Raw genomic sequence first — 24,614 nt, 5'->3', positions numbered from 1 at the left:
TTTTTGAATACAATCAAAATATATTTAAATAATGAAAAGATGTTGTTAAAATGTTTGGAATACTTCTTAGTTTAAGCCAACTCCGTAAACATATTCGTCTAACTCAATTCTAAATAAAGAGCCTTCCACTAAATCTTTGATTGATTTTAGTTCTTTGATAGAAACGGCTAAATCTATTGCAGCGTATGGGGTTTTAAGTAAAAATTTGTGACAAGAGTTTTTTAGTTCGCAAGCTTCGCAACAGGCATTTTCAATCATACTATCCTCAATTAAATCGCAAAAATAATTGAGTTCCTGAACCGTGAAGTAAAATCCGGTTTCTTTAAAAACCAATTGTATTTTGTCAGTGATAGTTTGGTTTTCCTTTTTCCAGTAAAAGGCAATTCCAAAATTATTGTGGTATAATTGTTCTATTTCTCTCATTACAGATCCTTTTATTTCAACAAATATAAATATTATTTATATTAATTCTAAATAAAAAAGTCTTAAAATTTCGAAAAAATAAATTGGCTATAAGTCACGTAAATTTATTACAATTTGAAGTTTTACTTAATCCATCTTTTGATATGTGAAAGAAACGATTTTTGCTGATCTACAAAAAGATAATGGGAGCAATTGTTTAGTAAGTCAAAATGATTTTCTCCTACTAAGTTTTTGATTGAGTTGATTTGAGTAGTTGAAAAGATACCATCATCTTTTCCGTAAATTGCAAAAATAGAAATTCCTTTAGCTTTTATTTTCTTTAGAGATGATCTTGTATCGATATTATTTTGCTTTTCATTTTGATAGAAAAGGAGAGGAGCATTTTTGTTTCGGATATTGGTTTTAAAAAAATCACCTTTTTCATAATTTGCGTACAACTTTTTTGATTCTTTGGTTGGATTTGGCATTTTAAAATAGTCGTTATCACTTGCTAAATCAAAGCAATGTTTTCGGTATCCGGCAGAATTTTTGTTCAGCCTTTCTACATAAGCTATTTTATTGAGGGTTTTAGAATCACCTTTGTGGCTTATCTTTAGGGAGTTTAAGATGTGATCGTATGTTTCCTGCTGTGAAAATAAAGCCCCGACGAGTACAAGTGCACTAACATTTTGAGGATATTTTTCTGTGTAAAGAGTCGCTACTAAACCTCCAAAACTATGGGCAAGAAGTGTTGCCTTTTTGATATTGTATTTTTTATAAATGCTATTTAGATCCCGGAAAGCTTCATCATAAGTAAATGTCGCGGTAGTGTCTTTAGATCTTCCTTCGCCTCTGCGATCATAGACAATTACATAAAAACCTAAATCAGCTAATTTTTGAGCAGTTGTGCCTTCAAACAATGTTGCGTTTCCGCTTGGGCCGCCATGAATAAAAATTATTGTTTTGTCCTTTTTGTTGCCATATGTTTTAATATATAGATTTTGCGCGCTCACTAAAGAGCATGTAACAAGAAAGAAAGTTAATAGCAAATGTTTCATTAGTCCATATTTTGATGATCGTCCATGTCTTTTTGAAGGTCCAAATTTCTAAACGTAGGGGATATTAGCCCGAAACCTAAAACGGTTAGGAGTGTAATACTGCCTCCAAAAATTACGGAAGTTACGGTTCCCATTAATTTGGCAGTTGCGCCACTTTCAAAGGCTCCTAGTTCGTTAGAAGACCCAACGAAGATTGAGTTTACAGCCCCCACGCGGCCACGCATATGATCCGGAGTTTTAAGCTGTAAAATGGTTTGGCGGATTACTACTGAAATTCCATCGGCAAGTCCGCTTAAAAATAAAGCAAAAACAGAGAGCCAGAAATAGGTAGAGAAGCCAAATAAAATAATAGATAATCCAAAGATAAATATGGCAATTAGAAGTTTTTTTCCGGCGTTTTTATATAAAGGTACATAGGCAGAAATGAGCATCGTTATAAAAGAACCCACCGCCGGAGCAGCTCTTAAGATACCAAAACCTTCTGAGCCAACTTTTAGAATATCCTGTGCAAAGATTGGTAATAAAGCAACGGCACCGCCAAAAAGTACCGCGATCATATCCAGAGATAAAGCCCCTAATACAATTTGGTTTCGAAATACAAACGTTAAACCTTCTGTTAAACTGTCTTTGATTGATTCTCCAATCTTTGGATTTATAATTGGCTTTTTACTGATTTGTGATAATGCAATTAAGGAAAGTATAGAGAATCCGAAAACAAGACACATTGACCAGTGAACTCCAATCCAATTGATCGAAAAACCCGCAACTGCAGGGCCTAATACGGCTCCAATTTGCCAAACAGAACTGCTCCAGGTTGCAGCATTTGGATATACTTTTTTAGGAATTATAAGTGATAAAAGAGAAAAAATAGTAGGTCCCAGAAAAGCTCTGACTAATCCCCCCAAAAAGACCAAAGCATAGATGGAATACAAAATTACATTTGAAGATAAGCCGCCAACAACTCTAGGCCAGGTAACTAAAAATAATCCAAAACTGATTACGGAGAAGCCTAAAATACATTTTACCAATAAGCCTTTTTTCTCTCTCTGATCGACTATGTGTCCCGCAAATAAGGCCATTGAAACAGCCGGTATAACTTCCATTAAACCAATAATTCCGAGGGATAATGGATTCTTAGTGATACTGTAAACTTCCCATTCGATTACAATAAACTGCATTGCCCAGGCAAAAACCATAGCAAAACGCAAGATAAGGAATACATTAAATTCTCTATAGCGCAACGCCTGGTAAGGGTCTTGCTTGTTTGGTTTAGTTTTCATTTGTTCTGATGTCTTTAAGCATAAGTTGGTTAGAAACAGTTCCGTTCCATTCGTTTTCAGCGAGTGAATAAGCCAGCTGAAACGGGGTTTGATTTTTTGCGATGTCTAATTTTTTTCCAAGTCCAAAGCCTATTGCAGCAATTCCATCCGAATTATTTTGTTTTACAAAAAGCCTCAAATGTTCCTCTTCTGCTCCTAAGGTTTTGGCGTAGCCCGTGTCCTTGATGTCTTTAGTCATAAAAACGGGCGTCATATTTAAAGGGCCAAAAGGCTCAAATTGTTTTAAAATGCGGATTAGTTTTGGAGTGATGTCGCTGAAATTTATTTCGGCATCAATTTCTATTTCAGGAGTTCGCATTTCCGGAAGGATGGTGGAAGAAACCTGTGTTTCGAAGGCTTCTTTAAAGGTTTGGTAGTTTTCTGCTTTCAGGGTCATTCCGGCAGCGTACATGTGACCTCCAAATTGTTCCAAATGTTCTGAGCAGGCATCAAGAGCGTTGTAAACGTCAAAACCTTTTACAGATCTTGCGGATGCCGCATATTTGTCACCGCTTTTGGTGAAAACTAAAGTCGGACGATAGTAAGTCTCGATTAATCTGGAAGCTACAATTCCGATAACACCTTTGTGCCAGTCTTCCTGAAAAACAACGGTAGAGAACCGGTCTTGTTCGTTGTTTTCTGAGATTTGTTGAAAAGCTTCTTTGGTTATTTTTTTATCCAGATCTTTTCGGTCTGCATTGTATTGTTCTATTTCCGATGCAAATTGTTGGGCCTGTTCAAAATTAAACTCTGTAAGTAATTCAACAGCATGATTACCATGTTTGATTCGTCCTGCGGCATTTATTCGAGGAGAAATGATAAAAACGACATCGGTTATGTCTAAAGTTTTCTTTTTTACCTGATGCACCAAAGCTTTAATTCCGGGTCTCGGATCTGAATTGATTACCTGCAAACCGTAAAAAGCCAGGATTCTGTTTTCACCGGTTATGGGTACAATATCGGCAGCAATTGCTGTTGCAACTAAATCGAGGTATGGTAAAAGATCCTGAATGGTTTCGTTCCGGTTCGTTCCTAAAGCCTGAATCAATTTAAAGCCAACACCACAACCACACAATTCATCATAAGGGTAGGAGCAGTCGTTTCTTTTTGGATCTAGAATGGCAACGGCATCGGGAAGAAATTCCCCAGGTCTGTGGTGGTCACAGATGATAAAATCTATGCTTCTTTCTTTCGCGTAAGCGATATGATCGATGGATTTTATTCCGCAGTCTAAAGCAATTATTAATGAAAATCCGTTGTCATCGGCAAAGTCAATTCCTTTAAAAGAGATTCCGTAACCTTCATCATAACGATCAGGGATATAAGTTGCAATATTGGGATAATGCGATTTCAAATAGGATGAAACCAATGAAACGGCGGTTGTTCCGTCGACATCATAATCACCAAAAACTAAAATGTTTTCCTGATTTTTAATGGCCAGTTCTATTCTGGAAACCGCTTTGTCCATGTCTTTCATTAAGAACGGATCATGCAGTTTTTCTAGTGAAGGACGAAAGAAATCCTTTGCTTCGTCAAAAGTTTCAATGCCGCGCTGAATCAAAAGCGTTGCTACAAAATCTTCCACATTTAAAGCTTGCGCCAAATGTTTGATTTTTTCTTCAGAAGGTTTTGGTTTTAAAGTCCAACGCATGGTTGATTTTAGATTTTAGATTGCTGATTTTAGATTGCTGATTTCTGAAGTCAAAAATCTTAGATAATTATTTTTGCTCTAAAGCATTTCCTTCAAACTGAATTCCGTCCCAACCTAAGTTGATGAAATTCCTAATGTTTTGATGGTTTGTTCCGTTTGGATCTCCCAAAACTTCATCAAAATAGAATGCGCCAAAACAAGCCAAAGTTTCGTCTTTAGTTAGGTTTTGCAGTTTTGCGAAAGAAAATAATTTGCAAGAACCAGAGTTTTCTCCGGCTGCATTATGTTGTGTCCCGTTTTGGAAGGCTGTTGGAGTAAAGTTGTAGTTCTCTTCGATTACGGCAATAGTCTCTGGGAATGTTATTTCGTTCGGAGTTTGTTTTACTTTTTCTAAAAAGGCTTGTATGCTCATGTTATTGTGTATTAGTTTTTTGCCACGAATTTCACTAATTGAACAGGAATTTTAATTTAAGTTCGAGCTCTAATTCGGGAAATTAGTGAAATTCGTGGCCAAAATTATTCTTCTTCTGTTTCTTCTTCATCCTTAGAAAACTTACTTTTCTTAGGTTCTTTTGTTATGGTTTTTCCAGCCACGACTACGACAATTTCGCCACGTGGTGCCGTTTTTTCAAAATGAGTCAGAACTTCTCTTGCTGTTCCGCGTACGTTTTCTTCGTGCAGTTTCGATAATTCTCTCGAAACGCAAACTTGTCTGTCCTCTCCAAAATATTGAATGAATTCAGCTAATGTTTTTACCAGTTTATGTGGTGAAACATACAAAATCATAGTTCGGGTTTCTTCGGCTAAAGTTAGAAAACGGGTCTGACGCCCTTTTTTGTCAGGGAGAAAACCTTCAAAAACAAATTTGTCATTGGGTAATCCACTGTTTACTAAGGCTGGAACAAAAGCTGTTGCTCCTGGAAGGCATTCAACTTCAATTTTATTTTCGACACAGGCACGTGTCAGTAAAAAACCGGGATCCGAAATTGCAGGAGTTCCTGCGTCAGAAATCAAAGCAATGTTCTCACCGGCTTTCAGACGTGCGATTAAATTTTCGGTCGTTTTATGCTCATTGTGCATGTGGTGACTGTGCATGTGCGTACCAATCTCAAAATGCTTTAACAATTTGCCGCTGGTACGGGTGTCTTCGGCCAAAATCAAATCGACTTCTTTCAGAATCCGGATGGCACGAAAAGTCATGTCTTCAAGATTGCCAATTGGCGTGGGAACGATATATAATTTAGACATAATTTTTCTGAATTCTAAATGGAGTTATTGGACACGAATTTCAATAATTGATACAAATTTTAAGTGTCTTTAGGAATTTTACAACCAATAAGGTTCGTGCTAATTCGTGTAATTTGTGTTTTAGTTTTTATGAAAATTTCTTTTCTACAATTCCTAAGAAACGTTCGGCATAATCATCTTTTCCGTCCCAGTTGTTATAATCCGGTTTTACCATATCTTCAATAAATTCTTTGGCTTCACCATAAGAATCAAAAGTTAATAACTGATTTAAAACACGGCTGTAATCTTCAGAACTGTTTCCGAAAAGATTTTTGGTAAAAGCAATACGGTCGTTTAAATCAATGTGGAAACCTTTTGCCAGTTTTTCATTTAATGTAACTGCTTTGGGTTCAACAGGAGTTTCTAATACCGTTGTTTCGATAGTTTTTGGTTCTTTTAACTCACTGATTGATGGTGTTGGAGTAGGAGAAACTGCTTCGAAACTGTCTACTTTTACAAAATGAGCATCAGCGTAGTTAATACCTAATATCTCTTCAAAAGAAATGTGAACAGGTTCCGGTTTTGAAGAAGTTTCCGTTTTTGGTTCTTCTTTTTTCGGTTCTTCCTCTTCTTCTACTTCTTCAAGTCTATCTAATTCAAAAGCTGGAACAAAATCTGGAATTGGTTTAAAATCACTAACAGTCCTGAATGAAAGCTCTTCTGAAGCTTCTGTTTCTTTTTCAGTTTCTGAAATTGGTTCCTCAATTTCTTCGATAACCGGTTCTTCTGTGATTTCGGAAACAGTTTCCGGAATAGTTTCAAGAATTGGTTCTGCTGCTGTTTCTTCAGGAATTTCAGCTGTTATTTCTTCAAGAATTTCAGGTTCCGGACTAGCTTCTTCTGTAGGTTCAGAAATCACTTCTTCAGGAGTTTCAGGTCCCGGATTTGTCTCTTCTTCGGGTTCAGCAGCGGTCTCTTCAGCAACTATAGGCTCTGTCGCTTCTTCAGTCACTATTTCTTCCGTTATTAGCGGAGTTTCAATTTTAATTTCTGTTGCAATTGTTTCTTCCTTTTCAAAGATAGATTCAATTTCAGAATGGATTTCACTGTGACCAATTGTTGGTTTCTGCGTATCGAAATTCTCGTCTACAAATTTTAAAACCGCTAATTTTTCATATAACTTCTGCGTTTCAAGATACAATTGATTGATATCGGATTTGTTTTTAAGTTTTAAAATTCGATGTGCAATGCTGATTAAATCGGCTTCCAATTTTTTTTTCATAACTGTTGAAATTATAGTGAATACGGTATTTTAGTATATTTTGTATTTGAATATCTTTATTCGCGATGGAAATCTGAAAGATTTTTTTTTATTTCTGTTAATAAGCGTTTGCGAATCTTCGATTTGATAAAAATTTTCTACTTTTGAAAAAGTGTAAAATCGCAATTTTTCACGTCGATTTATTACCAGTACAAAGTAATAAAAACTATTCATTTTTAAAGGTAGAAAAATACAAAATGTTTCTCGAAAATACAGTAAATCACAAAGAACAATTTGGTTGGATTGAAGTTATTTGTGGATCAATGTTTTCGGGTAAAACCGAGGAATTAATCCGCAGATTAAAACGTGCCCAATTTGCCAAACAAAGAGTCGAAATCTTTAAACCCGCTATTGATACCCGCTATCATGACGAAATGGTAGTATCTCACGATGCCAACGAAATTCGTTCTACTCCGGTTCCGGCAGCTGCCAATATCTCTATTTTAGCACAAGGATGTGATGTTATCGGTATTGACGAAGCACAATTTTTTGATGATGAAATAGTTACGGTTTGTAACGATCTGGCCAATCAGGGAATTCGTGTGATAGTTGCAGGACTTGATATGGATTTTAAAGGGAATCCTTTTGGCCCTATGCCGGCACTTATGGCAACAGCCGAATATGTAACCAAAGTTCATGCAGTCTGCACTCGTACAGGAAATCTTGCCAACTATAGTTTTCGCAAAACAGATAACGATAAGTTAGTAATGCTTGGTGAAACCGAAGAATATGAGCCGCTAAGTCGTGCTGCTTATTATAATGCGATGAAAAAGATTCAGGACAAGTAAAGTTTTTTTCTTTCTAAACAAACAAATTAAAAGATGCAGCAACCAACTAAAAAAAAGAATTCAACTATTTTAATAGTAAGTGCCATTGCTGCATTAGTGCTGGCTTTTGTTTTATATCGCTCTTTTAAAGAGCCTGTGACAGATAAAGGAATGATCGAATTGGTTGCTAAATACAATGAAAATTGTCCTTTAGTCATTCAGGAAGGAATTCGTTTGGACAATGTTACTTTGCCTAAAGATAAAGTGGTTCAGTACAATTTAACTTTGTTAAATGTTGAAAAAGAGACTGCAGAAATTGAAACAATAAAACAAAATATTGAAGCAAGTCTTCTGAGTACGGTTAAGGCAAATCCAGGGCCTAAAGCTTTTCGGGACAGTGATTTTACCCTGATCTATAATTACGATGATAAAAAAGAAAATTATTTGTTTCAGATTACCATAACGCCGAATCAGTACAAATAATTTAATACTACTGTAAACTAAACCCGACAGCTTCACAAAAGCTTGTCGGTTTTTTTTGTTTATGGGATATAAAAAAAAACTAACAGTTTTTTTAAAGTACTGTTAGGTTTGTTTGTTAGATTTTCTTTCTCATTCTTGCTACCGGAATATCTAATTGTTCGCGGTATTTTGCAATAGTTCTTCTGGCAATTGGATAGCCTTTTTCTTTTAAAATTTCAGCCAATTGATCATCAGGTAGAGGTTTCTTTTTATCTTCTTCTTCAATGGTGTTTTGAAGGATTTTTTTAATCTCTAAAGTTGATACATCTTCTCCCTGGTCATTTTTCATGGCTTCAGAGAAAAACTCTTTGATCAGTTTTGTTCCGTATGGTGTTTCAACGTATTTACTGTTGGCAACACGCGAAATGGTCGAAATATCTAAGCCAACCATATCGGCAATGTCTTTTAAGATCATTGGTTTTAGTTTGGTTTCGTCGCCATCTAAGAAATATTCTTCCTGATAATGCATAATGGCATTCATTGTAACAAAAAGGGTTTCCTGGCGCTGTCTGATTGCATCGATAAACCATTTGGCCGAATCCAGTTTTTGTTTGATAAACTGAACTGCGTCTTTTTGTGCCGACGATTTATCACGGGAATCTTTATACGTCTGCATCATTTCCTGATAATCTTTAGAAACGTGTAGGGAAGGAGCATTTCGTCCGTTTAAAGTTAATTCCAGTTCGCCATCTACAATTCTAATCGCAAAATCGGGAACTACATTCTCTGTTACCTTATTGTTTCCGGTGTAAGATCCACCCGGTTTTGGATTCAGTCTTTCGATTTCGTGAATGGCTTTTTTAAGCTGTTCGTTCGAAACTCCGTATTTCTGTAAAAGTTTGTCGTAATGTTTCTTGGTGAAAGCGTCAAACTGATTTTCGATGATATCAATCGCCAAATCGATATATTCTGTCGGTGTTTTGTGCTTTAATTGAAGTAATAAACATTCCTGTAAATCACGTGCTCCAACTCCCGAAGGTTCGAGTTCATGAATCACCTGAAGCATCTTTTCGACCATTTTCTCATCGGTATAAATACCCTGAGTAAAAGCCATATCGTCTACAATATCCGGAACGCTTCTGCGGATATACCCCATGTCGTCAATACTTCCAACAAGGAATTCAGCGATTTCGCGTTCTTCATCATTCAGAATAAAAGTATTCAGTTGATTGATTAGATCCTGGTGAAAGCTAATTGGCGAAGCAAAAGGAGTTTCGCGTTCTTCGTCTTCACTATAGTTATTCACCTGAGTTTTATAATCGGGCGTATCGTCGTCGCTTAAATATTCGTCGATATTAATGTCGTCTGCTTCGATTCTGTCACCTTCTGCATCGTCATAATCGTCGTATTCTTCATTAGCAAATTCATCGGCTTCGTATTCGTCTTCTTTACCGGCTTCCAGTGCCGGATTTTCGTTCATTTCTTCTAATAAACGTTGCTCAAAAGCTTGCGTAGGCAATTGAATTAACTTCATCAGCTGAATTTGCTGTGGAGATAATTTTTGGGATAATTTTAAATTTAAAAATTGCTTTAGCATAATAAGGCGCTATTTTTTTTAGCCACTAAGGCACTAAGGCGCAAAGTTTTTTATTTTTATTCGCCTTTTTAATTAAGGCTTTTGTTTTAATCTTTTATAATACTCTTTTTGTGTTTATAAATCTTCTAATACCACTTTTGATTAATGGTACATTGAAATTTATTAAAAAGCCTAAATCCTTATTCAGCAATTTTAATTGACTTATAATTTGCGCTTCCCAAACCGGATTCATTTGTTCAACTGCTTTTATTTCTATAATTATAGAATCTTCAACCAGTAAATCTAATCTTAATCCTTCGCTAAATTCAATTCCATCATAAAAGATTGGAATATCAACCTGGCGTTTTACATCAAGACCAGCTTTTGTGATTTCATGAGCTAAACAAACTTCATATACCCTTTCTAATAATCCAGCCCCAAGTTGTTTGTGAACTTTAAATGCCGAGTGTACAATTATTTTTCCAATTTCTTCCGTTCTTTCAGAGAGCATAATGTTTTGTTTTTGCTACGAAGACACAAAGGCTCGAAGTTAATTTTAATCAAAGACTTAAATCTTTTAAAAATAAAAATACATGATCGACTTTCTTGGTGTCTTCGTGGTATTTTTATTTTTTAATTAGCAAAATTTTTAAAAAAATTGCGTCTTTGTGCCTTCGTGGCAATCTTTGTTTATGCGCAATGACAGTATGAAAAAAAACTTAGTGTCTTAGCGTCTTCGTGGCAAAATCTTATTTCTTAGAACTCTGCATTTCCAGGGGTTCTCGGGAAAGGAATTACGTCTCTGATGTTTGTCATTCCGGTTACAAACAATACCAAACGCTCGAATCCAAGTCCGAAACCTGCGTGAGTTGCTGATCCGAATCTTCGGGTATCTAAATACCATGATAATTCTTCTTCATCAATTTCTAAAGCTTTCATTTTTTCGATCAAAACGTCGTAACGCTCTTCTCTTTCAGATCCACCAACGATTTCTCCAATTCCAGGGAAAAGGATATCCATGGCGCGAACTGTTTCTCTTCCTGGTTCAGTGTTGTCGTTCAAACGCATGTAAAACGCTTTAATATTTGCTGGGTAATCAAACAAGATTACCGGACATTTAAAGTGTTTTTCAACCAAATAACGCTCGTGTTCCGACTGTAAATCAGCTCCCCATTCGTTGATGAGGTACTGGAATTTTTTCTTTTTGTTTGGAGTAGAATCTCTCAGGATGTCAATAGCTTCTGTATAAGAAACACGTTTAAAGTTGTTCTCTAATACAAAGTTCAGTTTTTCTAACAAAGCCATTTCGCTTCTTTCTGCCTGAGGTTTTGATTTTTCTTCGTCTAAAAGTCTTCCTTCTAAAAACTTCAAATCATCTTGGCAGTGGTCTAAAGCATATTTAATGACATACTGAATAAAATCTTCAGCCAAATCCATGTTGTCATCCAAGTTATTGAAAGCAACTTCCGGCTCGATCATCCAAAACTCAGCAAGGTGACGAGAAGTATTAGAGTTTTCAGCTCTAAAAGTTGGTCCAAAAGTATAAATCTGACCCAAAGCCATCGCATACGTTTCTCCTTCTAACTGTCCTGAAACCGTTAAGTTTGTTTCTTTTTCGAAAAAATCTTCTTTATAGTTTACTTTTCCGTCTTCAGTTCTTGGCGTATTGTCAAAAGGTAAAGCGGTAACTTTAAACATTTCTCCTGCACCTTCAGCATCAGAACCGGTAATGATTGGCGTATTTACATATACAAAACCTTTTTGTTGAAAATAGTTGTGAACCGCAAACGACAATACCGAACGCACACGCATAATTGCACCAAACATATTAGTACGAACACGTAAATGTGCATTTTCGCGCAAGAAATCTAAACTAGGTTTGTTTTTTGGTTGTATCGGGAATTTTTCGGCATCAGAATCTCCTAAGATTTCCAATTTATTCACCTGAATTTCATATTTCTGACCAGCACCTTTACTTTCGATCAAAGTTCCAATTACAGAAACCGCAGCACCGGTCGTAATTCTTTTTAAAGTTTCGTCAGGTGTATTTTCAAAATCAACAACACATTGTATATTATTAATGGTAGAACCGTCATTAAGCGCGATGAACTGATTATTTCTAAAAGTTCTCACCCATCCTTTTGCATTAACCTCCTGAAGCGTCGTCGTACTGTTTAATAAGTCTTTAACTTTTGTGTGTTTCATTTTATATATACTATTGAAATTAAATTATTTGTTGTGTAATAACTGCAAATATAAACGATAATAATTAAAATTAGAAGCTGTTTCCTGCTATCCGCTATATCTTTTTCTTCCTAAAGAAGTCAGAAAAAGGATACCGCTGCTATCAGGGCTAGGGCAATCGTTTTTATAAAGTCAGTTATTCTCTTTTTTGCCATTCCCAGGAAAGAGGAATCGCACTAGTAAGTCTGTAAAGAAATTCGCTAATCGTTGTCGGACTTCTCGTGGAATTATTTTTTCTTCAATTAAGAAGAAAAAACTAATTGATCTTTTATTTCCTTCGGAATTTGATCTTTCTCTTTTATTTTTTCATAGATACCTAATGCCTTCTTTTTCATTTTTTCATCTTTCTTTTCTTCGGAGACTTTTAAAAGTGACAGAGAATAATAAACCTTGAAATTAAAGTCTTTTTTATAAGAAGAATAAACTTTGTCAAAGTTTTCCAAGGCCTCATTATGCTTATTGTTCATTGAAAGTAAAATTGCCTGTAAGAAAATCACATCATCCTTTAATTTTTGATTTACATTTTTGTATTTTTCAATGGCAATATTTATATTTTCTAATCCTTTTTCGTGATCTCCAAGAATTGGTGAAGTAATTGCGAATCCGTAATAACCCTCAGGGTTTTCAGGAAATAGCTTTATTATTTCAGTATATTTTTTTCTGGCAATTTTGACGGTTTTTTCATTGCCATATCTTAAACATTCAGCGGCTAAATTTGTTTTAAACTCAAGCGATTTATTATACGAGCTATCTGCTGCTATATACAAGCGCAATGCATTCTTGTCTCCTAATAGTCTTAATGTATATCCGGTAAAAAACAAAGCGTCACAAAATGTTGTGTCTTTCTTATATGCATCAAAAAAAACTTTTGACGTAATCTTAAGATATTTTTTATCTAAAGATCTATTTAGATAAAGAGTTTCAATTCCGAGATTAAAAAGTCTGATTGATTCAGAATTCTCAGATTTGCAGTATAAATTTTTTCCCTCAAAATAATTTTGAGAAGACATTAAGTTTAGATTCGCAACATAATTTTGAGAGAATGTTGAGTTGATATTCAATATAAGAATTAACAGGATTATCTTTTTCATACTTTTGAGTGACTTTTGTTAGTGTACTTTATGAAACCTTACTTTTCCAATCCCTCCATTTCCTCTTTCTTAGCCTTCTTTTTCTCGAAAGTCAAGACCAAGGCCGGTAGAACCAATAAGTTAGCAAACATTGCAAAGGCCAATGTACAGGAAATTAAACCTCCTAGTGCAATGGTTCCGCTGAAGCTTGAAAGCGTGAAAGTAGCAAATCCAAGAATCAAAACTACCGAAGTGTAAAAAGTACTGATTCCGGTTTCTCTTAAAGCACTGAAAACTGATTTTTTTACCTTTCCGTTGTTCTGCAATAAATCATGATGGTACTTCGCCATAAACTGAATCGCATTGTCTACCGAAATTCCGAATGCAATACTAAACACTAAAATCGTCGAAGGTTTTAATGGAATTCCAAAATACCCCATCAGTCCTGAGGTGATACATAGCGGTAAGATGTTCGTAATTACCGAGGCAAAAACCATTTTAAACGATCGGAACAAGTAAAGCATTAGAGCAGCAATTACAAGTATCGCAAAAATTAAAGACTCAATTAAATTATCAACCAGGTAAGAAGTTCCTTTTTGAAACACCAGTGCTTTTCCGGTTATGGTAACTTCATAACGGTCTTTCGGGAAAATTTCATCAATTTTGCTGTGAAGTTTTTTCTCCACTTTTGCCATTTCATCCGTACCAATATCTTTCATGAAAGTCGTAATTCGGGCATATTGTCCGGTCGAATCTACATAGGCTTTCATCAGGTTTTCTTTGCTGTTTTTGGTTGCATTTTTAGCATACGACAAAATAAAAGTCTGTTCCTGCGAAGTCGGCAATTGGTAATATTCAGGATTCCCGTTATAAAAAGCCTGTTTCGAATATTTAACCAGATTTACAATTGAAACCGGTTTTGCCAGTTCGGGCATTTCTATGATTGTGTTTTGTAATTCATCCATTTTACGAATGGTCGATGCTTTCATGACGCCCTTTTTCTTTTTGGTGTCAATCATGATCTCGAGAGGCATTACACCATTGAATTCTTTTTCGTAAAAGAGAATATCTTTAAAGAAAGAGGCGCTTTTTGGCATCTCACCAATCAAACTTCCCGAAACTTTCATTTGAGTAACTCCAATAACACTAAAAACTAATAGTAAACCATAAATTGTATAAATTACTTTGCGTTTGTTTTTTACCACATTTTCGACAAAATCAAGTAAGGTCGAAATGTAAGTTTTGGTTAAATGATACAAATGTTTTTCTCCTGGAACCGACATGAAACTGTACACTATCGGCACAATTAAAAGCGTTAATAAATACACAGAAATTACGTTGATCGAGGTAACTAAACCAAATTCAAAAAGCAAATCATTTCCGGTGATCATAAACGTTGCAAAACCAATTGCAGTGGTTAAATTGGTCATTAAAGTCGAAACTCCAATTTTAGAAATAATGCGCTGTAATGCTTTTGCCTGATTGTTGTGAAGCTTAATTTCCTGCTGGTATTTGTTGATCAGGAAAATACAGTTTGTAATTCCGATTACAATAATCAATGGTGGAATAATAGCGGTTAGAATCGTGATTTTATAATGAAACAATCCTAAAGTCCCAAAAGACCAGATTACCCCCACAATTAAAATACAGATTGAAATAAAGGTGGCTCGGTACGAACGGAAAAAGAAAAAGAAAATCAAAGAAACGGTCAATAATGCGGCACCAATAAAAAGTCCAATTTCGCCTTTCATATTGTCGGCATTGATCGTTCTGATGTAGGGCATTCCCGATACACGCAGATCGATTCCTGTGGTTTTCTCAAATTTATCAATTTTCGGAACCAGATTTTCCAGGATAAATGTTTTTCTTTCAGCGGTGTTTACAAGCGCTTTGTTGATGTAAATGGCCGAACGGATACTACCGCTTTCTTTGTTATAAAGCAATCCTTCATAAAAAGGTAAATTATGAAATAAATCATATTGCACCTTTTTCAAATATTCAGGATCAGTTGCTTTGCTTTGATCGATAAACGGTGCCAGAACAAATTTTTCGTTAACCGTGTCTTTTTCCAGTTTCTTCAAATCGTTTAAGGAAACCACTAAGTCTACTTCTTTCGATTTCTTAAGACCTGTCATTAACTCATTCCAGGCAGCATAATTTTTTGGCGTGAAGAATTTTTTATCCTGAAAACCAATTACAACCAGGTTTCCTTCTTCTCCAAATTTGTCCAGGAATTTTTGATAATCTTTATTGGCAATATGGTTTTTAGGAAGCAAATTTGCTTCAGTATAAGTCATAGAGAGGTTTTTCCATTGGTAACCAAGGAAAATAGTCAGGGCAGCGATCCCAACGAGTATAGAAATTCTGTTTTTAAGTATGATTCTGGCTAATTTCTCCCAAAATCCAACTTGTGTGACGTTTTTCATAAAATTTGTAAAATGGATGCAAATGTAGTGAAAAGTGCTCGGAATCATAAATATTCGGCTTGGTTTTTACGGTTTGTTAACACAATTGAAACGATGCTGTTGTTTAAAAATGTGATATTTTATAGAATTCTACGTTAGCTTTTCTCATATTTGTATCTAATTTAAAAAGAGGTAGAAAATGAATTGGATTCTATTAATAATCGCAGGACTTTTTGAAGTTGCTTTTGCCTCTTGTCTGGGCAAAGCCAAAGAAACGACAGGAATGGTTTCGACCTATTGGATGATTGGTTTCTTTGTTTGTCTTTCCATCAGTATGTTTTTGTTGTATAAGGCCACTCAGGTATTGCCGATTGGAACTGCCTATGCGGTTTGGACCGGAATTGGAGCAGTTGGGACTGTTTTGGTTGGAATATTAGTTTTTAAAGAGCCGGCAACTTTCTGGAGAATATTCTTCCTTTCGACTTTAATTGCTTCGATTATTGGATTGAAGTTCGTTTCCAGTCATTAATAATTTTTTTTTTTACATAGGGAGCTATGTATATTTAAATAAAGTGAAACGCCTTTTTATGGATACAGAATCTATGTTACTATGTGTTAAAATGAATTACGCCCAACAGCTTGCATTAGGCAGAAAATCTTTATCATCTTTGTAATCTGTGGCAAAATAATAACATGGAGATTTTATAATTCGTGTTTATTCGTGACTCGAGCGATAGCGAACAGACGGAGTAAATTAGTGGCGAAAGAAAACTTTTAAACTTTACATAAAACAATGCAGGACAATACAATCACTTTTATATTTCTGGCAATTCTCTTATTGCTCATCGCTATCATTTGTTTTTTGATGTATCAACTGCTGCAGTTCAAAAAAGCAAAAGATGATGCCGAGAAAAGTTTTTATGCACTCGAAATGAAGGTGAACGATTTGCAATTGGAAACTTTAGAGTCTAAACTGAATCCGCATTTGTTTAAAAATATTTTAAACTCGATTCAGTCACATGCTTATCAAACCTATTTTGCTTTAGATAAATTAGCGAATGTACTGGACTATATCCTTTACGAGAGTAAGAAGAAGTTTGTCACGGCAAAAGAAGAAATTGATTTTGCACTCAATTTAATCGAAATCAATAAAATCAAAATCAGTCCGCTTTTTGAATTAAAAATCAAAACCAATATCAATAAAGAAGACAAATTGTACGAGCAGCCTTTACTGGCACCGTTAATCTCGATTGATTTAATCGAAAATGCTTTTAAACATGCCGACTTACAGAGTGCCGATGCTTTTATCTCGGTTGTATTTGAGTTCAGGGACAATGCTTTTTCTATGACCGTTTCTAATAAAATATCGGATAAAAAAGTATTGAAAAAAGAACGAAGCGGTTTCGGTCACGCCACCTTAGAGCACCGCTTGCGAATTATTTACAAAAACAACTTTAAACTCGACAGGTTTGTCGAAAATGACATTTATATTGCTCATCTAAAAATAGACTTACTTGAATACAAAACTGAAATGCTTGCTGCTGGACGATGAGCTGCCGGGCTTAACGTATCTGAAAATGCTTTGCGAACAGATTCCCGAAGTAGAAATTGTAAAAACATTTAACAATCCCGAAAAACTCCTGGCCGAAATACCGAATCTCGATTTTGATTTGTTGATCTCAGATATCGAAATGCCGGGTATCGATGGTTTGCATCTGGCAGAAACCCTCGACAATAAGTTGGTTATTTTCTGCACGGCTTATAAAGAATATGCCGCTGATGCTTTTAATATTGATGCTGTAGATTATATTACAAAACCGGTAAAACTCGAACGTTTGCAAAAAGCGATCTCAAAAGCTTTTGAACGTTTCGATAAACCGGATGCCGCTAAAAAATTCATTCAGTTAAATACCGATAAAGGCAAAACATTACTTTATTTTAATCAGATTCAGTACATCAAGACGGCCATTAGTGACAGTCGGGATAAAACCGTACTGCTTGTTGACGGAAGTTTACTCAACTTAAAGAATGTGAAATTCGATACGCTTTTAAAGGAACTTCCCGAGACTGATTTTTGCCGTGTCAACAAGAAAGAAATTGTTGCAGTAAAAGCGATAAAGTTTTTTAATCATAACGAAATTGTATTGCATCATTTAGAAAAAGATGGTAAAAATAGCTCTTTGATTCTAAGCGAAACCTATCGTGCCGATTTTTTGAAAAGAGTAAAAATCTAACATTTATACCTCAGTTAGTAAACGTAAGACCGACAGTGTCAAAATCCCCTGATTATTGTAATTAAGCAGCCGATTTATCTCAGAATGCCAGTTGGTTATTGTGGAATAAAATAACTTATTACAAAGTTTTTCGGACTTGTTACATGGATTGAAAATTAGCAGTAAATTTACTTTTGCACTACAGTTGGAGTGTTGATATTTGCAGCAATAAATCAAAAAAACGAGTTATGAATAATATTAAAAACTCCTTGTTTTACGTTACTGTCATTGGAGGTTTTACGGCCCTGATATATTGGGTAATCTCAAAAGGGGCTTCACTTGAGGCTGGACGTGGAATCGTTCATAAAAAAATAGAAAGCAATCACTGGAATGATTTTCTTCACTCGATGGTTGAGAATCTTCAGCATCCTTTGGCTATTTTGTTAGCACAGATTGTGACTATTATTTTAGTAGCGCGTTTGTTTGGATGGGTTTTTAGAAAAATCGGACAGCCTTCTGTAATTGGAGAAATGATTGCCGGAATTGTTTTAGGACCTTCTTTGATCGGAATGTATTTTCCTGAATTTTCAGCAGCTTTGTTCCCAAAAGAATCTTTAGGAAACCTACAATTTTTAAGTCAGATTGGTTTGATTTTTTTCATGTTTGTGATTGGAATGGAATTGGATTTGAAAGTTTTGAAAAATAAAGCACATGATGCTGTAGTTATAAGTCACGCAAGTATTGTAATCCCTTTTGCCCTGGGTCTATCATTAGCTTATTTTATCTACCATACTTTTGCACCGGTTGGGGTTGAGTTTGCCTCTTTCGGATTGTTTATGGGAATTGCGATGAGTATTACGGCATTTCCGGTTCTTGCCCGTATTGTGCAGGAACGCGGAATGCAAAAAACAAAACTCGGAACCATAGCCATTACCTGTGCCGCCGCCGATGATATTACGGCCTGGTGTATTTTGGCTCTGGTAATTGCTATTGTAAAAGCAGGTTCGTTCACGAGTGCTTTGTATGTAATTGGTTTAGCTTTATTGTATGTAGTTATCATGCTGAAAGTAGTTCGTCCGTTCCTGAAACGTGTAGGTGATTTAAACTCAACACGTGAGAGTTTGAACAAACCGGTCGTTGCGATCTTCTTTTTGACACTTTTATTTTCTGCTTATGCCGCTGAACTTATTGGAATTCATGCTTTGTTTGGTGCTTTTCTGGCCGGAGCAATTATGCCTGAAAACAATAAATTCAGAAATATTTTTATCGAAAAAGTAGAAGACGTTGCGATTATCGTTTTACTGCCATTGTTCTTTGTATTTACCGGTTTACGTACACAAATTGGTTTATTGAACGATCCGTATTTATGGAAGGTGACTGCCGTGATTATTGGAGTAGCCGTAGCAGGGAAATTCTTTGGAAGTGCTTTTGCTGCAAAATTCGTGGGACAAAGCTGGAAAGACAGTTTGGCAATCGGAGCTTTAATGAATACCCGTGGTTTGATGGAACTGGTAGTTTTAAATATCGGTTATGATCTGGGAGTTTTATCAACAGAAATTTTTACTATGATGGTGATCATGGCTTTGGTAACCACATTCATGACTGGTCCTGCGTTGGATTTAATCGGTTTTGTTTTTAAAGACAAGATAACTGCTATCCCACAGGAAATTGGAAATAAAAGCAAATTTAAAATCCTGCTTTCTTTCGCTACTCCTGAGAAAGGAAAAAAATTACTTAAACTGGCCAATAGTTTGGTTAAAAAGCAGGCAGATAATTCTATTGTGACGGCGATGCATTTATCATTGAGTACCGAAATACATTCGTTTGACATAAAAGACCATGAACGTAAAATGCTGTTGCCGGTGATTGAAGAATCAGAACGTTTGAATCAGAATATGGTGAGTGTTTTTAAAGTGACAAATGATATCGATACTGATATTATTGATACGGCAAATCAGGGCGAATATGATTTATTGTTAGTTGGATTAGGGCAGTCTATTTTTGAAGGAACCTTGTTGGGTAAAATTCTTGGGTTTACAACCAGAATCGTAAATCCGGATCGTTTAATCGATAAGTTTACAGGTAAGGAGGGACTGTTTGAAAATTCTCCTTTTGACGAAAGGACGCGCCATATTATCGCAAAAAGTAAAATGCCAGTTGGGATTTTCATCGATAAAAAGCTGGAAGAAGTCAATCAGGTTTTTATGCCGGTTTTTAGTAAAGAAGATGCTTTTTTAATTGATTATGCCAAAAAACTAATCAACAATAACGGATCTCAGATTACCGTTCTGGATGCCAGCGGTGAAGTAAAAAATACCCGAGATATTCAGGAAACGATTCGTTCGATCGAGCAAATTGCACCCAATCACATCATGATTATGCATGACCGAACGATTAAAAAAGAATTCTTGGAGAATCAGAACTTAATGATCATTAGTTTAGACAGCTGGAAAAAATTAATAGAATCTCAAAGTACCTGGTTGAACAATACACCTTCTGTATTGATTTTGAAGCCATAAAAGGGATTAAATTACAATTTTTTAAAAATTACAATCTTTAAAATTCCAAATTCCAATTTTATAATTGGGTTTGGGATTTTTTTTTGGGTCGCGGATGAAGCGGATTCGCTTTCCGAAAACGCGGATTTGTGCGGATCTTTTGTTTCTTGTGAATATTCCTTTCGCCGAAATGAAACGATATGTCACATTGGAATTTGGAATTTAGATTTTTTGGTTTTTTGGTTTTTTTTTGGGGTCGCGGATGAGGCGGATTCGCTTTGCGAAAACGCGGATTTACACGGATTTTTTGTTTCCTGATTTGTTTTTTTGTATTTTCTCTTTCTGTTGAAACGAAACTGAGCCTCCAATTGGAATTTGGAATTTAAGAGATTGGAATTTAATATTTATAACCCCAAATCCAGCACATAAGAAATCTTAACCGCAATGTTATCCTCAAATCTCATTAGCTGGTTCGGACCATAACGATAGAAGCCACCTAAACCAATACCTTTATAAATCTTGTTGAGTTCGATTCCGGATTCAAAAAAACCTTTGTCCAGGGTTTTATAGGTTGGACCTACGTGTTGTTGTGGATTTTCCATATTTCCCCAGGCCATTCTTGTAACCAGTACTAAAGACGGACGAACTTTTTTGAGTATTCTGATTCGGTCGAAACCGTGTTTGATTTGGAAAAAGACATATTGACTGGAAAAAAATTCGTTAAAAAACATGGTTTCAAAACTGTTTCGTCCGGCAAAAGTAATACGTTGCAATAGTGTTTCCTTGTTTAAGTTGTTGGGCATTGTATTGTACAGGTGTGTAATGGGTACATCGCCCGTAGCATAACCTCCTTGAAGGAGCAAGCTCGTTTTCTGACCGTTTAAATATTTCTTTTCATATTCTGCTTTGAAATCTATTTTCCCAAAAGTAAAATCGTTCTCCATAACATTGGGTAGCGACTGCGTATATTGAAAAGTAAACCTTGGGAATTTTTTATCTGTCTCAGTTCTTCCGGTCGGGGTTTGCATAAAAGGACTAAAAGGTGCCCAAACAATCGAAACCATTGCGGTAGTCATGACATAATCCGAATATAACTTTCCATTGTAATTAAAAAGATAATCGAATTTAGGTTCTACATAGGTTCTTGAAAATTCCAGAATTGCTTCCGTTTTCGGAATGATTTTGGTCTGAATGTTAGCTTTCCAACCCACATACTTATAAAAAGTACTAATGTTGATAGGACGCGGATCGTAAATTTTAAAAACACGTTTGTCAACTGCAAAAACGGTACTCGCAATTTCCCGAACGTCATCTGTATAGTATCCGTTTACCCATGTATTGGTGTTTTTGTCCAATAAAACTCCTGTTCCCAGACTGTATTTGAATGCACCATCTTTTGTCCCGTAAGCACCATATCCTTCGATTCTGAAGTTTTTAGAGAAGTGATCGTTAGTAATACCACCAAGTCCTAATCTGAAACCTTCGTAATTGTTGTAACTGATGATTTTCTTTAAATCCAGATCGATCGGGCCAATCGGGAAATACCCGTTGATGATTTTACGTCCTAATCCTAAACGATTTTCAATTCTTTTCTTTATCGAAAGACTGTCTATTAGCTGATACGTTTTTTGGCTTTTTAGATCCAGGCTTTCTTTTCGGTATTCTTCCCAGAAAGTTTCCGGTTTCTTGTTGGCGTCGTCTTTAATTTCGATGTAAAGAGCCGGGTTTTTTATAGGTGCGGTCGTATTGTAACGAATGTCAAAATTGTTGCTCTCAGAAAGCAGATAGGTAAAGTCAGAAGCTGATTTTTTTCTGGGTTCGAAATTATCTTCAACGTCTCCGTCAAACTGAATGGTTCCTCCTAAGATCTTAATGTCATCATCGTTCTTTCCTTTTACAATTTTAAAAGTAGTATTGCTTTGGAACCATATTTTTTCGTTAGGTACATATTCAAATTCATGAATTCCGCTAATGTCCAAAACACCTTTGATACGCATTACGGCTTTGGCAACAGCGAAATTTTCCTGATCGATGTATAAAACACCCTCTAGTCCCGATGATTTCCTTCTGTGTTTGTTTTTAAAGTAAATCATATACGTTTCGCGGCCCTTTACATTCACGGTATCCAGGATCTTGTAATTGTAATTTTGAGGAGCGTTGTCTGAAATTGGATTTTCGTATTTCGTTTCAAACAGCTCGTACTTCGAATCATAAATCGAAATCGACTGTAGATTAAAAGCAATAATCTCATAAATGGGTTGTTTAAAACCGGCCATCTTGGTTCCTAGTATGGTTTCCTTCAATTTATGATTGCCAAACTGATATTGTGAAACTTTTTCGGTTTGAAATAAATGCTGCTTACTGATTATTTCTTTGAATTTGTAATCAGAAGAATCAATATTGATGCGTTTTTTGTCTAAATTTTTATAAGTAGCAGTCGAGTCGATTCTGCCGTCAATCGAGTCAGGATTGGCGGTTACAATAAGTTTATTGTAGCTCTTATATTCGAAACTGTTGAGTTTTTTTTGCGGGTTGTTTTTGTTTTTATTCGCAATTACCTTTTTAATTATCGTTAAGGCCGGATTTTCGTTTGAAATCACAACCTCTTTTAAATCGTCGGTCTTTTGAGAAAGAGAGATCGGATAAAAAGTTTTATGATCAGTAACTGCGATGATCTTTGTTTGAAAACCAATATACGAAACGATAAAATCGGTTGGCTTTAGAGGCATTTTCAGAATAAACTTTCCGTCAACATCTGTAATTGTATTGTTGTTGTCGGAAGTTGTAATTGTAGCAAAAGGAAGAGGTTTGTTATTGGAGTCCGTTACAATTCCGTTTATTTGAAATTGCGCCTGAATGGTAAGCGTGAAAAACAAAGTCAACAAACAAAATAGCTTCATAGAGAGTGTTATAGTTTCAAAAACAGACAAAGTGTAAAAATGGTATGCAAAAATAAGAATAAAAAAATCCGTTCAGTATAATTTAACTAAACGGATTTTTATTTTGTGTTGAATAGGATTACACCTTCATGATTTCGGCTTCTTTTGCTGCCAATAACTCATCGATTTTTTTGATGTAAGTATTAGTTAAATTCTGAACTTGCTCTTCGGCTGATTTGCAAATGTCTTCAGAAGTTCCCTCTTTTTCTAATTTTTTGATATCGGTATTAGCATCCTTACGTACATTACGAACACCAATTTTAGCATCTTCAGCTTCAGCTTTTGCTTGTTTGGCTAAGTCTCTACGACGCTCCTCAGTTAAAGGCGGAACGCTGATGATGATAACGTCTCCGTTATTCATTGGATTAAAACCAATGTTGGCTACCATGATCGCTTTTTCAATAACCTGTAGCATGTTTTTTTCAAAAGGCTGCAAAGTGATGGTTCTGGCATCAGGAACACTGATTTTTGATACTTGAGAAAGTGGTGTTGCAGATCCGTAATAATCTACAAAAACACTTCCCAGCATTGCCGGTGAAGCTTTTCCCGCACGAATGTTAAGAAATTCTTTCTCTAAATGTGCGATCGAACCATTCATAGATTCTTCAGTACTATCTAATATAAATTCTATTTCTTCAGTCATTTTTTTTAATTTTAGTTTTCAGTCTTAGTTTTCAGTCTCAGTCTCTATTGGTAACTGTAAACTGTAACTGATGACTTATATATTAACTACTGTTCCAACGTTTTCACCTTCACAGATTTTCAAAAGATTACCAATTTTGTTCATATCAAAAACAACGATTGGTAATTTGTTCTCCTGGCTTAAAGTAAAAGCGGTAGTATCCATTACATTTAATCCTTTTTTAAGGACATCATCAAACGAGATAAAATCAAATTTTACAGCTGATGCATTTTTTTCCGGATCAGAATCATAAACACCATCGACACGTGTTCCTTTTAAGATTACATCTGCATTGATTTCAATTCCTCTTAAAACGGCTGCTGTATCGGTTGTAAAATATGGATTTCCTGTTCCGGCACCAAAAATTACGATTCTTCCTTTTTCAAGATGGCGGTCCGCTCTTCTTTTGATATAAGGTTCTGCAATAGACTCCATTTTTAAAGCAGTCTGCAAACGCGTTTTCATTCCTTTGTCTTCAAGTGCACCTTGCAACGCCATCCCGTTAATTACGGTAGCAAGCATCCCCATGTAGTCACCTTGTACTCTATCCATACCGGCACTTGCACCTGCAACGCCTCTAAAAATATTTCCTCCGCCAATAACAATAGCAATTTCTACTCCTTTGTTGTGAATTTGCTTAATTTCTTCAGCGTATTCGGCTAATCTTTTAGGGTCAATACCATATTGTAAATCACCCATTAAGGCTTCGCCGCTAAGTTTTAGAAGAATTCTTTTATATTTCATTTCTGTGTTGCGTTAATTTGTGCAAATATAGACATA

The 24,614-nt window shown here is 35.6% G+C and carries 21 protein-coding genes; 6 read left to right on the top strand and 15 right to left on the bottom strand.

The features are described 5' to 3' along the window. Nucleotides 1-66: 66 nt before the first annotated feature. The 7 genes from FLA105534_RS10145 to FLA105534_RS10115 form a co-directional block, all read right to left on the bottom strand. Nucleotides 67-423 carry a hypothetical protein gene (locus FLA105534_RS10145; RefSeq protein WP_173966009.1) on the bottom strand — a complete coding sequence of 119 codons (357 nt, stop codon included), beginning with the start codon at nt 421-423 and terminating at the stop codon, nt 67-69. A 122-nt stretch (nt 424-545) separates the two neighbouring features. Next, entirely contained in the window at nt 546-1,460 is a 915-nt protein-coding gene (locus tag FLA105534_RS10140; protein WP_173966008.1) for an alpha/beta hydrolase, read from the bottom strand. Then, nucleotides 1,460-2,740: an MFS transporter gene (locus FLA105534_RS10135; RefSeq protein WP_173966007.1), complete on the bottom strand. Its 1,281-nt coding sequence runs from the start codon at nt 2,738-2,740 to the stop codon at nt 1,460-1,462. The genes FLA105534_RS10140 and FLA105534_RS10135 overlap by 1 nt, the downstream gene beginning before the upstream one ends. After that, complete coding sequence (gene recJ, locus FLA105534_RS10130) at nt 2,730-4,430, bottom strand: single-stranded-DNA-specific exonuclease RecJ (RefSeq protein WP_173966006.1); 1,701 nt, start codon at nt 4,428-4,430, stop codon at nt 2,730-2,732. The genes FLA105534_RS10135 and recJ overlap by 11 nt, the downstream gene beginning before the upstream one ends. 67 nt (nt 4,431-4,497) lie before the next feature. After that, nucleotides 4,498-4,842: a HopJ type III effector protein gene (locus FLA105534_RS10125; protein ID WP_089077214.1), complete on the bottom strand. Its 345-nt coding sequence runs from the start codon at nt 4,840-4,842 to the stop codon at nt 4,498-4,500. A 104-nt stretch (nt 4,843-4,946) separates the two neighbouring features. Further along, a complete protein-coding gene (gene rsmI / locus FLA105534_RS10120) occupies nt 4,947-5,678 on the bottom strand; it encodes a 16S rRNA (cytidine(1402)-2'-O)-methyltransferase (RefSeq protein ID WP_173966005.1) in 732 nt (243 codons plus the stop codon). 127 nt (nt 5,679-5,805) lie between these two features. Continuing rightward, nucleotides 5,806-6,939 carry a hypothetical protein gene (locus FLA105534_RS10115; RefSeq protein WP_173966004.1) on the bottom strand — a complete coding sequence of 378 codons (1,134 nt, stop codon included), beginning with the start codon at nt 6,937-6,939 and terminating at the stop codon, nt 5,806-5,808. 236 nt (nt 6,940-7,175) lie between these two features. On the opposite strand from FLA105534_RS10115, the gene FLA105534_RS10110 reads away from it, so the two are divergent. Then, nucleotides 7,176-7,766: a thymidine kinase gene (locus FLA105534_RS10110; RefSeq protein WP_099712721.1), complete on the top strand. Its 591-nt coding sequence runs from the start codon at nt 7,176-7,178 to the stop codon at nt 7,764-7,766. Between the two features lie 33 nt (nt 7,767-7,799). Further along, the gene (locus tag FLA105534_RS10105; protein WP_173966003.1) at nt 7,800-8,228 is read left to right on the top strand and encodes a hypothetical protein; all 429 of its coding nucleotides are present in this window, start codon (nt 7,800-7,802) and stop codon (nt 8,226-8,228) included. A 115-nt stretch (nt 8,229-8,343) separates the two neighbouring features. Here the strand turns inward: FLA105534_RS10105 and rpoN are convergent, their stop codons facing one another. The 5 genes from rpoN to FLA105534_RS10080 all read right to left on the bottom strand — a co-directional run bounded on the left by rpoN (nt 8,344) and on the right by FLA105534_RS10080 (nt 15,523). Further along, entirely contained in the window at nt 8,344-9,804 is a 1,461-nt protein-coding gene (gene rpoN, locus FLA105534_RS10100; RefSeq protein WP_173966002.1) for an RNA polymerase factor sigma-54, read from the bottom strand. 94 nt (nt 9,805-9,898) lie between these two features. Continuing rightward, nucleotides 9,899-10,294, bottom strand: coding sequence for a GxxExxY protein (locus FLA105534_RS10095; protein WP_173966001.1), 396 nt, complete (start codon nt 10,292-10,294; stop codon nt 9,899-9,901). A 245-nt stretch (nt 10,295-10,539) separates the two neighbouring features. Beyond that, nucleotides 10,540-11,988: an asparagine--tRNA ligase gene (asnS, locus tag FLA105534_RS10090; RefSeq protein WP_173966000.1), complete on the bottom strand. Its 1,449-nt coding sequence runs from the start codon at nt 11,986-11,988 to the stop codon at nt 10,540-10,542. A gap of 281 nt (nt 11,989-12,269) precedes the next feature. After that, nucleotides 12,270-13,118, bottom strand: a complete 849-nt coding sequence (locus FLA105534_RS10085) for a tetratricopeptide repeat protein (protein WP_173965999.1) — start codon at nt 13,116-13,118, stop codon at nt 12,270-12,272. A gap of 38 nt (nt 13,119-13,156) precedes the next feature. Beyond that, nucleotides 13,157-15,523, bottom strand: a complete 2,367-nt coding sequence (locus FLA105534_RS10080; protein ID WP_173965998.1) for an efflux RND transporter permease subunit — start codon at nt 15,521-15,523, stop codon at nt 13,157-13,159. A 178-nt stretch (nt 15,524-15,701) separates the two neighbouring features. Between FLA105534_RS10080 and FLA105534_RS10075 the strand changes: the two genes are divergently transcribed. The 4 genes from FLA105534_RS10075 (at nt 15,702) to FLA105534_RS10060 (ending at nt 20,234) form a co-directional block, all read left to right on the top strand. Then, a complete protein-coding gene (locus FLA105534_RS10075) occupies nt 15,702-16,031 on the top strand; it encodes a DMT family transporter (RefSeq protein ID WP_173965997.1) in 330 nt (109 codons plus the stop codon). Between the two features lie 264 nt (nt 16,032-16,295). Continuing rightward, entirely contained in the window at nt 16,296-17,054 is a 759-nt protein-coding gene (locus FLA105534_RS10070; protein ID WP_173965996.1) for a sensor histidine kinase, read from the top strand. Beyond that, complete coding sequence (locus FLA105534_RS10065) at nt 17,017-17,736, top strand: LytR/AlgR family response regulator transcription factor (protein WP_173965995.1); 720 nt, start codon at nt 17,017-17,019, stop codon at nt 17,734-17,736. The genes FLA105534_RS10070 and FLA105534_RS10065 overlap by 38 nt, the downstream gene beginning before the upstream one ends. A 227-nt stretch (nt 17,737-17,963) precedes the next feature. Further along, nucleotides 17,964-20,234, top strand: coding sequence for a cation:proton antiporter (locus FLA105534_RS10060; RefSeq protein WP_173965994.1), 2,271 nt, complete (start codon nt 17,964-17,966; stop codon nt 20,232-20,234). 383 nt (nt 20,235-20,617) lie between these two features. Here FLA105534_RS10060 and FLA105534_RS10055 read toward each other — a convergent pair whose 3' ends face one another. From FLA105534_RS10055 to pyrH, 3 genes are all read right to left on the bottom strand, one after another. Beyond that, a complete protein-coding gene (locus FLA105534_RS10055; RefSeq protein WP_173965993.1) occupies nt 20,618-23,113 on the bottom strand; it encodes a DUF5686 family protein in 2,496 nt (831 codons plus the stop codon). A 118-nt stretch (nt 23,114-23,231) separates the two neighbouring features. Further along, on the bottom strand, nt 23,232-23,795 hold the full coding sequence (frr, locus tag FLA105534_RS10050; protein WP_173965992.1) for a ribosome recycling factor: 564 nt from the start codon (nt 23,793-23,795) through the stop codon (nt 23,232-23,234). 75 nt (nt 23,796-23,870) lie between these two features. Continuing rightward, a complete protein-coding gene (pyrH, locus tag FLA105534_RS10045; RefSeq protein WP_173965991.1) occupies nt 23,871-24,578 on the bottom strand; it encodes a UMP kinase in 708 nt (235 codons plus the stop codon). Nucleotides 24,579-24,614: the final 36 nt, after the last annotated feature.

This window comes from Flavobacterium collinsii, assembly GCF_902804485.1.
Classification (GTDB): Bacteria; Bacteroidota; Bacteroidia; order Flavobacteriales; family Flavobacteriaceae; genus Flavobacterium; species Flavobacterium collinsii.
Note: the sequence above shows the minus strand (reverse complement) of the source record. Positions and strands in the feature narration are given on the sequence as shown.